Annotated in this window: 9 protein-coding genes; 5 read left to right on the forward strand and 4 right to left on the reverse strand. The window is 61.3% G+C overall.

The genetic code is table 11. The features are described 5' to 3' along the window. Nucleotides 1-1,491: NAD-glutamate dehydrogenase domain-containing protein (locus tag WA989_RS02690; RefSeq protein WP_424338983.1), on the forward strand; the 1,491-nt coding region annotated here is incomplete at its 5' end. 204 nt (nt 1,492-1,695) lie between these two features. Here the strand turns inward: WA989_RS02690 and WA989_RS02695 are convergent. Beyond that, nucleotides 1,696-2,820: an AI-2E family transporter gene (locus WA989_RS02695; protein WP_424338984.1), complete on the reverse strand. Its 1,125-nt coding sequence runs from the start codon at nt 2,818-2,820 to the stop codon at nt 1,696-1,698. After that, the gene (locus tag WA989_RS02700; protein ID WP_424338985.1) at nt 2,817-3,098 is read right to left on the reverse strand and encodes a YrhK family protein; all 282 of its coding nucleotides are present in this window, start codon (nt 3,096-3,098) and stop codon (nt 2,817-2,819) included. Before WA989_RS02700 ends, WA989_RS02695 begins: the two co-directional genes overlap by 4 nt. Before the next feature lie 180 nt (nt 3,099-3,278). Between WA989_RS02700 and WA989_RS02705 the strand changes: the two genes are divergently transcribed. Next, nucleotides 3,279-4,784, forward strand: coding sequence for a helicase HerA-like domain-containing protein (locus tag WA989_RS02705; RefSeq protein WP_424338986.1), 1,506 nt, complete (start codon nt 3,279-3,281; stop codon nt 4,782-4,784). Between the two features lie 123 nt (nt 4,785-4,907). Then, entirely contained in the window at nt 4,908-6,050 is a 1,143-nt protein-coding gene (locus WA989_RS02710; RefSeq protein WP_424338987.1) for a DUF2891 domain-containing protein, read from the forward strand. Here the strand turns inward: WA989_RS02710 and WA989_RS02715 are convergent, their stop codons facing one another. Further along, complete coding sequence (locus WA989_RS02715) at nt 6,051-6,695, reverse strand: glutathione S-transferase family protein (RefSeq protein WP_424338988.1); 645 nt, start codon at nt 6,693-6,695, stop codon at nt 6,051-6,053. Nucleotides 6,696-6,877: 182 nt separating this feature from the next. Here WA989_RS02715 and WA989_RS02720 point away from each other — a divergent pair, with 182 nt between their 5' ends. Both WA989_RS02720 and WA989_RS02725 read left to right on the forward strand, forming a co-directional pair. Continuing rightward, nucleotides 6,878-8,311: an aldehyde dehydrogenase family protein gene (locus WA989_RS02720; protein WP_424338989.1), complete on the forward strand. Its 1,434-nt coding sequence runs from the start codon at nt 6,878-6,880 to the stop codon at nt 8,309-8,311. A 131-nt stretch (nt 8,312-8,442) separates the two neighbouring features. Then, entirely contained in the window at nt 8,443-8,955 is a 513-nt protein-coding gene (locus WA989_RS02725; protein ID WP_424338990.1) for a redoxin domain-containing protein, read from the forward strand. Between the two features lie 9 nt (nt 8,956-8,964). Here WA989_RS02725 and WA989_RS02730 read toward each other — a convergent pair whose 3' ends face one another. After that, entirely contained in the window at nt 8,965-10,506 is a 1,542-nt protein-coding gene (locus WA989_RS02730) for a PQQ-dependent sugar dehydrogenase (protein ID WP_424338991.1), read from the reverse strand. Nucleotides 10,507-10,675: the final 169 nt, after the last annotated feature.

Here is a 10,675-nt window from a genome sequence, read left to right on the forward strand (position 1 = left end):
AGCCACGAGACCCATGGCGACGCAGGCGACCGCGCCAATGACATGGTCCGCGTCAATGGCCGCGACCTGAAAGCGAAAGTCATCGGCGAAGGGGCCAATCTCGGCCTCACACAGGCCGGGCGGATCGAGTTTGCGCTGAAGGGCGGGCGGCTCAACACCGATGCCATCGACAATTCCGCCGGCGTCGACAGCTCCGACCATGAGGTCAATATCAAGATCCTCCTGTCCGAAGCCATGCGCCAGGGCAGCCTGCCGCGCGGCGAGCGCAATCACCTCCTCGCCTCGATGACCGACCAGGTGGCAGAGCATGTGCTGGCCCACAATTACAGCCAGACGGGCGCGCTGACGCTTGCGGAATCGACCGCCGCCCGCGATCACGAAGCCAATGAACGCCTGATGTGTTATCTCGAAAACCGCGGCGTGATGGACCGCGCCGTCGAAGGCCTGCCGACGACATCGGAAATGCGCGAACGCGGCGAGGCCAAGCAATGGCTGACCCGGCCGGAGCTCGCCGTCCTGATGGCCTGGTCGAAGATCACCCTGTTCGATGATGTGGTCGATTCGGATGTGCCGGATGATCCCTTCTTCGAAGAGACGCTGGCCGCCTATTTCCCGGACGAGCTGCACACATTCGATGATGCGATGCAGGCCCACAGGCTGAAGCGTGAAATCATCGCGACCGTGCTCGCAAACCGGCTGATCGATGCCGGCGGCCCGCTTATGCTCTTGCGGTTGCGTGAGCACACCAATGCGGCAAATGCGGAGATCTGCCGGGCGTTTGAAGCGGCCCGCCAGCTGCTCTCCTATCAGCATTACCGCGACTCCATCCACGCACTGGACAATCAGGTGAGCGCGAATGTGCAGACCAATCTGCACCAGCTCGGCGCCGATGCGATCATGGATGTGACCGCAAACCTGCTGCGCCGCGCAGAAAGCCTCGCGATCCGCGACGCGGTCGAGCGCTACCAGCCGGCCTTCGAGCTGCTCGACAAGACGCTTGCAGATGCGGTGTCGGGCTATGAAGCCGCGCTGCTTCGCCGGCGCGCGGGAACCCTGTCATCGGCAGGCATTCCAGACCATCTCGCCGCGCGCGGCGCGCTCATGCCGCTTCTGCCGCTCGGGGTCGATCTTGTCACGATCAGCACCGCCAGCAAGGCTGATATTGATGCTGCCCTTGCCGGCTATCTGAAACTGGGCGAAACGCTGCGCCTCGACCGGCTTCGCGCTGAAGCCCACCGCAATCTTGATGACGCCTCCTACTGGGAGCGCCTTGCGACACGTCGCCTCATCGAGGACCTGCGCCGCCATCAGACCGATGCAACAGCCGAGATTCTGGGCTCCAGCACGGTCGAGGACTGGCTGTCGGAGCGCGAATCAGCGCGCAAGAACCTGGTCCAGCAGCTCTCGACCCTGTCCTCGTCGAAGGCGAATTTTGCGCAGTTCACACTGGCCGCAGATGCGGTGCGCAACTTCATGGCCGACACGCTCTAGCCGGCAGCCAAAGCCCTGTTCCTGCTCGATTTTTTTGTGAAATCAGAAAGAAACGGGCCCGCCAAACGGGGACGTGTCTGACGGGCCCTACAGGCATCTCCGCAGGCTGGGTGGGGGGACGCACGCGGAGGCCTGGTTGTCTTGCAGCGATCAAGTACACGCTGCGGAACAGATATATGTATCGTCGCCGAGATTATTCCAAGGTTAATCAGCAGAAGATTCTGCACCGAGCTTTAGATCCGGATGAACCGGGTCTGCAACGAAATTCGCCGGCTTGCCGTCTGCCGAAAGCAGAATGGAAATCCAGCGCGTCGAAGACGACTGAGAAAACAGGATCATGAGCAGGACTGTCAGCGGCGCCGACAGGAACATGCCCGGAATGCCCCAGATCGCGCCCCAGATGGCAAGCGACAGCAAAACAACAAGCGCTGAAAGATTGAGCGTTTCGCCCATGATGCGCGGTTGCACGAAATTGCCGATCATGAACTGCCAGAAACTGACGCCCAGAAACACGATGGCCGCAAACACATAGCTCTCATTGATGCCCGTTGCAGGGACCCAGCCAGGAACCTCCGGCTGGACCAGGGCAAAGAGCAGCGGCACGAAGGCCGCGACGATCGACCCGATGGTCGGAATATAGTTGAGCACGAAAATCAGCGCCGCGAGGAAGAGCGCATTCTCGACGCCGAGGATCAGCAGGGTGGCATAGGTGAGCCCGGTGATCAGGGCGGATATCACGGTCTGCGTCCACAGATAGGTCTCGATCCCGCGCCGGGCCGCATCGCCGACAAGGCGCACTTGTTCGCGCTGTTCGGTCTCGGGGAACAGCCGGTCGAGCTTTGGCGACCAGGCCGACTGGGCAATATAGAGAAAGGCGACATAGATCAGGATCACGACAAGATCGCCTGAAAGATCACCGGTCGCATTGGCAATCGTGCCGACAAAGCGCTGGCCTGTATCATTGAACACGATCTCGGTCAGCGTCGGTGCGGCGTCCATGCCAGCGAGGCCATAGACGTCGGCGATCAGCTCATTGATCTTCTGCTCATAATCGCTCGCCTGCCCTCCAAACTGGGCAATGCCCTGGGCCAGCAGGCCGATAAAGGCGCCAAAACCGATCAGCACGCCGAAGATGGACACGATCCGGCTCAGCGTCCGGTTCACAAAGCTCAGCTGGCTGTCTATCGCGCGGGCAAAGCCCTCCATCACAAGAAACAGAAAGACGGCGAGCGCGAAGGGCGCAAAGATCGACCGGCCAAGATAGAGCAGCGCGATGATCACGCCGGTGGCGATGATCCAAAGGGCAACGGCAGCTGAGCGGTTTGTCATTCGCCTTGTTCTTCCCCCGAATGGCTCGGCGCAGGCAGCCGGGCCAGATGAAAATCGCGCGACACATGTATCATGGGCCGTACCCCGAACAGGACAGACCCTATCAGGAAAAGCCATGTTGCAGCGGTTTGCGTCGACTCGCTGAAAAATAGCGCCGAGCCGATGATGAATGCAATGGCTGCCAGCGCGTCGACCGCGTCATAGAGTTTCTGGTAGCGGCTATAGACCTCGCCGTGCTGGTCGGTTTCGAAATTCATCCACGCTTTCGATTTGGACATAAAAGCCTCCTTTGTCTGAAGATCCAGACCATAGCCATTCGATTTGTTCCAACGACAGCCGGGATAGTGCACCTTGCGGCTGCCAGAGCCCAAGCGGTTCGAACACGGTCATTCGCCACTTTGCGCCGCGGCCCGATTGCGTCTAGCTTTCCGCCGAATGTCGGGTCAGGGAGCACTTATATGGCAGACGCAATCTATGTCGGCGGCGGCGGCGCAGAACAGAATGAGGACCAGAGCCTGCTCCTCAACCGGGCGAACCGGCATGGCATCATCGCTGGCGCGACCGGCACCGGCAAGACGGTCACGCTGCAGATCCTGACTGAAGGGTTTTCAAACGCCGGCGTGCCGGTCTTCTGCGCCGATGTGAAAGGCGACCTGTCGGGCCTCGCCAAATCCGGCACCAAAGATTGCAAGCTGCACGAGGCGTTCACCTCGCGCGCGACCAAGATCGGCTTTGAGGATTACACCTATCACGACACGCCGGTCGTGTTCTGGGATGTGTTCGGCAAGAAGGGCCATCCGGTCCGCGCCACCATTTCCGAGATGGGCCCGACGCTACTTGCGCGCCTGATGGACCTGACAGAAACCCAGGAAGGCGTGCTCAACGTCGCTTTCGAATATGCCGATGATGAAGGCCTGCTCTTGCTCGACCTCAAGGATTTGCAGAAACTGCTCATCCATCTTGGCCAGAAAGAAGTCCGCGATGACGTCTCGCTGCGCTATGGCAATGTCGCGACCTCCTCGCTCTCGGCCGTGCAGCGCAGCCTGCTGACGCTGGAGCGCGAAGGCGCGGAGGAATTCTTCGGCGAGCCGGCGCTCGACCTGATGGATCTGATCCGCACCACGCCGGATGGCCGCGGCGCGGTCAATATTCTGGATTCCACGCGCCTCATCAATTCGCCGAAGCTCTATTCGACCTTCCTGCTCTGGCTGCTGTCGGAACTCTTCGAGCGGCTCCCGGAAGTCGGCGATCCGGACAAGCCGAAGCTCGTCTTCTTCTTTGATGAGGCGCATCTGCTCTTCAAGGACACGCCAAAGGCGCTTCTTTCCAAAATCGAACAAGTGGTCCGCCTGATCCGGTCGAAAGGCGTCGGTGTTTTCTTCGTCACGCAGAACCCGCGCGACCTGCCCGATAGCGTCCTCGCCCAGCTCGGCAACCGGATCCAGCATGCCCTGCGCGCCTACACGCCGACCGAGCGCAAGGGCGTGCGCGCCGCTTCCGATAGCTTCCGGCCCAATCCGGACTTCGACACCGAAGAGGTGATCACGCAGCTCGGAACAGGCGAGGCGCTCGTCTCGACGCTGGACGAGAAAGCCGCACCATCTGTCGTCCAGCGCACGCTCATCCGCCCGCCCTCTTCGCGTCTTGGCCCGATCACCGACAAGGAGCGCAAGGCGCTCATGGCCGAGAGCCCCGTCGCCGGCACCTATGATGAGGTCATCGACCGGGAGTCGGCCTATGAAATCCTGCTGGAAAAGGAAGAAGACGCCGCGAAGGAAGCCGCCCGCCTTGCCAAGGAAGAGGAAAAGGCCAAACGCGAGCTCGAAAAAAAGAAAAAGCGGACAAAGTCCCGCTCACGCCGCCAGACCCCGACAGAGGCCGCCGTGAAGACCGCAACCCGAACCCTCGCCCGCGACATCACCCGCTATGTGCTGCGCGGCATCCTCGGCAGCCGCAAGCGCTAGGAGGCTCCCCAGAGCTTCTTTGCCAACCGGCGGTTCGGCAACAGGCAGTCGGCCGTTTTTCTTGCGCGGGGTCTGCTCTGCCACTAGCGTTCTGAGCGTGACGCAAAGAGGAAACCCGACCCCGTGCTCAAGGCCTGCTTCAAGATCGCGCTCGCCTCTGCGGCGCTCCTCACCTTGCCTGCCCATGCAGCGCCAGACCAGAGCGAAGCCGAGATGACAGAGGCCTCCGAACAGGCGCTGTCGCTAACCGACCGGTTTGCCCGTCTTGCGCTCGACTGTGTCCACCGCGAATATCCGAACAAGATCAGCCATCTGATGCAATCGGACGAAGATGCGCGTACCCCACGCGAGCTCACGCCCGCCTTCTATGGCTGTTTCGACTGGCATTCATCGGTTCATGGCCACTGGCTGCTCACCCGCATCCTCAATACCGCGCCTGACAGCGTCCTGCGCGATGACATCCGTGCAGCGCTCGCCAAAAGCTTCACGGCGGAGACCCTCGCTGGCGAACTTGATTACTTCCAGGGCGAAGACCGTGCCTCCTTCGAGCGGCCTTATGGCATCGCCTGGTATCTCCAGCTCTCCGCCGAACTTGAAGAAAGCGACGACCCGCAGCTTGCCGAATGGCGCGAAACGCTCCGCCCGCTCGAAGACGAGATCGTTGCGAACACGATGGACTGGCTGCCAAAGCTCTCCTATCCGATCCGGCTCGGCACCCATAACCAGACAGCGTTCGCCTTCGGCCTGATGCTGGATTATGCCCGCACCGTCGGGAATGCGGAGTTTGAACAGGCTCTCACTGAGAAGATCCGCGCCTTCCATCTCGAAGACGTCGACTGCCCACTCGGCTACGAACCGTCAGGCGAAGACTTCCTGTCGCCCTGCCTGATGGAAGCCGACCTCATGCGCCGCATCCTGGAGCCGGCCGCCTTTGCAGACTGGCTGAGCGCTTTCCTGCCGCAATTGCCGGAGGATGGCAGCGCTGACTGGCTCGAACCCGGCATCGTGCTCGACCCGACAGATGGCAAACTCGTCCATCTCGACGGGGTAAACCTGTCGCGCGCCTGGGCGCTTGAAGGCATCGCCGCTGGCCTGCCGCAAGACGATCCACGCCGGGAAAGCCTGCTGGCCGCCGCCGAAATCCATCGCGAAACCGGCATCGCCTCTGTTTCCGACGAGCACTATTCCGGCAGCCACTGGCTGGCGAGCTTTGCCACCTATCTGCAAACCCGCCGCGGCCTCACAGGCGCCGGCCGGCCGGGCTGATCAGTCGCTGACGCGCAGCGCTTCATAAGACACCATGACATGCTCGCGGAAGGTGGTCCGGTCTTTGAGCCGCTCATAGTAGCGGGCAAGACTTGGCCTGTCCGGACGGTCGATCTCAATGTCGAAATAACGGTAAAGCACGTGGCCGATCATGATATCGGCGAGTGAGAACTGGTCTCCCGCGAGAAAGTCGTGCTCTGACAGCTGCTGTTCGGCAATATCGAGGTACTTTCCGAGATAGTTGAGCGCAGCTGCGATCGCGTCAGGATTCTGCTTTGACGACGCGGTCCGCACCACCCGCCAGAAAACCGGCACGGTGAAGCTGCCAGCGACATTCACCTTCGCCCATTCGGCCCATTGATCGACGCGGGCCCTGCCGTCGAGTGCATCAGGCCAGAAGGGGGATTGGGCGTATTTGCGTGCCAGATGCCTGAGGATCGCCGCCGACTCCCAGATCACGAGGTCGTCTTCGTCCTGAAGGACCGGAACGGTCCTGTTCGGATTGAGCGCAATAAATTCAGGCGTGTCCGTGCCACCAAAACGCTGGCCGATGTCGAGCCGCTCATAGTCGAGACCTAACTCGCCAATCCCCCACATCACCGCCTGCACATTCGACGAGTCGGCCCGGCCCCAGATTTTCAGCATGCAACGATCCTCCTGCGGTGCATTGGCACGACCTGACCTAACACCCGGCTGACTGGCGCTCAATTCTTCCACAGCCCACCTGACCCCGAATTCATTCGGGGGTGACGGAGCGGTAGTGCTTTCAATTGGCGGCTGAGCCTCCTAAATAACTGGCAGACAAGACAGCCCGTACGGAGGAAGACATGCAGGACTATCTGAAATTCTATATCAATGGCGAATGGGTCGACCCGGTCGAACCGCGCACGCTCGAGGTCGAGAACCCGGCCACGGAAGAAGCGTTTGCGCGTATCTCGCTCGGCTCCAAGGCCGATGTCGACAAGGCTGTCAAAGCGGCGCAGGACGCGTTCGCGTCGTTCTCGCAGACGTCTGTGGAGTTCCGCGCAGAGCTTCTCGAAAAGATCGCCGCCGGCATTCAGGCCCGCGCCAGCGACATGGCGAAAGCGATCTCCGACGAGATGGGCGCGCCGATGTGGCTCGCCAATGCCGCTCAGGTTCCCGCTGGCATGGGTCACTATATGACGGCCGCCAAGATCCTCCGCGAATACCAGTTCGAAGAGCAGCGCGGCGGAACAACGATCCGCAAGGAGCCGATTGGCGTCTGCGGTTTCATCACCCCGTGGAACTGGCCGCAGAACCAGATTGCCTGCAAGGTCGCCCCGGCGATTGCGACAGGCTGCACCATGGTGCTGAAGCCCTCCGAGATCGCGCCGCTCGATGCGATGATCGTGGCTGAGATTTTCCACGATGCCGGTGTCCCGCCGGGCGTGTTCAACCTGGTCAATGGCGACGGCCCAGGCGTTGGCGCCTATATGTCCCAGCACCCTGGCATCGACATGATGAGCTTCACCGGTTCGACCCGGGCTGGCGTGCTTGTCAGCCAGGCGGCCGCGCCAACCGTCAAGCGTGTCGCGCTCGAACTGGGCGGCAAGTCACCGAACGTCGTCCTGCCTGACGCCGACCTTAACAAGGCCATCGCCGGCGGCGTCATGCAGATGATGACCAATACCGGCCAGTCCTGTAACGCCCCGTCCCGCATGCTCGTGCAGCGCGACCAGCAGGAGCAGGCCATGGAAATCGCCAAGGCAACCGCCGAACAGGTCAAGGTTGGCGCAGGCGCAGACGCCCCGAAAGGCGCCATGGGCCCGATCTCCAATGGCAATCAGTGGAACAAGGTCCAGGACCTGATCCAGAAAGGCATCGACGAAGGTGCAACCCTGGTCACAGGCGGCACAGGCCGCCCCGAAGGCTTCAACAAGGGCTATTTCACCAAGCCGACCGTGTTCGCCAATGTCACGAACGACATGACGATTGCGCGCGAGGAAATCTTTGGCCCGGTGCTCTGCATCCTGCCTTATGACACTGAGGAAGACGCTGTCCGCATCGCCAATGACACGGTCTACGGCCTGTCCTCCTATGTGCAGTCGGGCGATCCGAAACATGCCCGCGAAGTTGGCAACCAGATGCGCGCCGGTAATGTCCACATCAATGGCGCAGGCCCCGACTTCTCTGCGCCGTTTGGCGGCTACAAACAGTCCGGCATAGGCCGCGAATGGGGCGATTTCGGCTTTGAGGAATTCCTTGAAGTCAAAGCCATGTTCGGCACTGAAGATGCCTGATCGGCGTCACGCTTGATTTTGGAAAGCCCGCAGCCCCGCGCTGCGGGCTTTTTTTCTTGGCCCCTGCCCGCGCCCCGGAACGGTTGGCGCAGGCGTCCGTTGCACCTGCGAACCCACCTACAAGGACAGCCATGTCGCGCATCACTCCGGGCCAGGACGCTGGCAACATCTCGCTCAATCTCATCAACGGAACGCAGTGGCAGCTTGCCCGGCAAAACCATGACTGGACCATCATCGTCGCGTATCGCGGCCTGCACTGCCCGGTCTGCAAGAGCCAGCTCCAGGACCTGAAAACCGTGCTTCAGGACTTCGCAGACGCCGGCATCGGTGTCGTGTCTGCGAGCATGGACACAGAAGAACGCGCCAGCAAATCACACGAAGACTGGGAGCTTGGCAGCGTGCCGGTCGCCTATGGTCTGGAGAAGGATTTTGCCGAAAAATTCGGCCTCTACGTCTCAGACGCAATCAGCGACAAGGAACCGGATGTGTTCAGCGAACCGGCCATCCTGCTGTTCAAGGGCACGACCTTCTATGCCGGCTGGATCCAGACCATCCCGTTTGCACGCCCGCACTTCGAGGATGTGCTGAAAGGCGTGAAATTCATCCAGAAGGAAGACTATCCGCCGCGCGGCAAGCTTGGCTGATCGGCCCGCTCAGGGCGCCGCGGCGCTGAGCCTGTAAACCGAACCCGTAATACTCACGACAAGCAGATTGCCGTCCGCATCGAGCCCGAAGGCGGCGATGCTTGACAGTGTCCCCGTGTCTGGCGGGAAAAGGTCATTGAGCCGCTGGAACTGGCCAGATGGCACAGTCGATCCATTGACGAGATCATCGACCGGGATGGACCACCAGTTATCCGACACGAAATCGGCAAACACATAATGGTCCTGTATGGTTGCCACCGGCCCGCGATAGACCAGGCCGCCTGTCACCGAATTGCCCTCGAACGGGCCTGAGCCATGGCCATACTCGGCGACCGGATCTGTGAAAGCCGGATCGTCGGGGCCTTCGAAGCTCTGTGTGCCTTCGCGCGTGTCCCAGCCGAAGTTTACGCCCGCGCCATCGGGCGGCAACCGGTCGATCTCCTCGATCGCATTCTGGCCGACATCGCCAATGAAGAGATCGCCGGTGACTGCATCGACGCTGCAGCGAAACGGATTGCGCACGCCGATCGCGAAAATCTCCGGCCTCCCGCCACCAGAGGCAAACGGATTGCTTGGCGGGATCGCATAATCGCGCAGATCATCTGCCGGATAATCATCGCCGCTGATATCGAGCCGCAGCACCTTGCCCAGCACCTCGTTCACATCCTGCGCATTCTCATCCGGGTCACCGCCGCCCCCGCCATCGCCAAGCGGCACGTAAAGCAGCCCTGCATTGGAAAAGCCGATCCAGCCGGCATTGTGATTGCCAGCTGGTTGCGCTGCCGTGAAGATGATGTCGGCGGTGGCCGGGTCAGCCTGCGTGCTGGAGCCGGTCATCATCTGGTAGCGACGGATTTCGGTATTTCCGGCGGTGTTCGTCAGGTTGACGTAGAACGTCCGATCGCTCGCAAAGCCAGGCGAGAACGCCATGCCGAGCAGGCCGCGCTCGCTATTGGTCGACACCTCGCCTGACACATCCAGAACCGCAACGCCGCCAATCGTGCCGGTGGCCGGATCGAGCGTGCGGATCAGCCCGCCTTTCTCAACAACAGCCAGCAGGGCTGTGCCCGGTATCGGCTCGATATAGAGCGGCTGGGTAAAGCCTGAGCCGATGACCTCCATCACGCCATCCTCGGCCACATCGGTGACCGTCACGGAGAGAGCCAGATCGCGCGCCGCCCCCTCATTGTCGGTTGCCCGGACTGTGATCTCATAGACGTTGTCGGTGTCTGCATCAGCCGGAGCCTCGAAGTCGAGCGGAGTGTCGGGTGAGATGTCGCCTGTGGTCAGATTGATCGAGAAACTGGCTTCATCCCCGCCTGACACAACGCTCAGCGTGACCGCGCCGCCATCCGGGTCATTCGCCTCGATGGTGTAGAATACCCCTGCCGCGTTCTCTTCAAGACTCGTCGTCGCGGCCGAAGTGAAGACAGGTGCCTGGTTTACCGGAGGCGTCGGACTGCCGCCGCCATTCCCGCCGCCGCCTCCCCCGCCACACGCGCCAAGCAAGCCTGCGAAAACGACCAGAGCCAAAGGTGAGCGGTGAGCCATGACGACCTCCTGATTGTAAGCTAGCGCACCTGCCCGAAAGTGCCAGAGCCGGTCCATCGTCTCGCAAGGATTTAATCCGGCAGCGGCCCGCTCTCGAAACTGCGAAACACCAGCCCCATATACAGTAGGAGCCTTTCACGTTGTCTGGCGTTCAGTTTCTCGTGCTATA

This window comes from Henriciella sp. (assembly GCF_049649345.1).
In the GTDB taxonomy this organism is placed as follows: Bacteria; Pseudomonadota; Alphaproteobacteria; order Caulobacterales; family Hyphomonadaceae; genus Henriciella.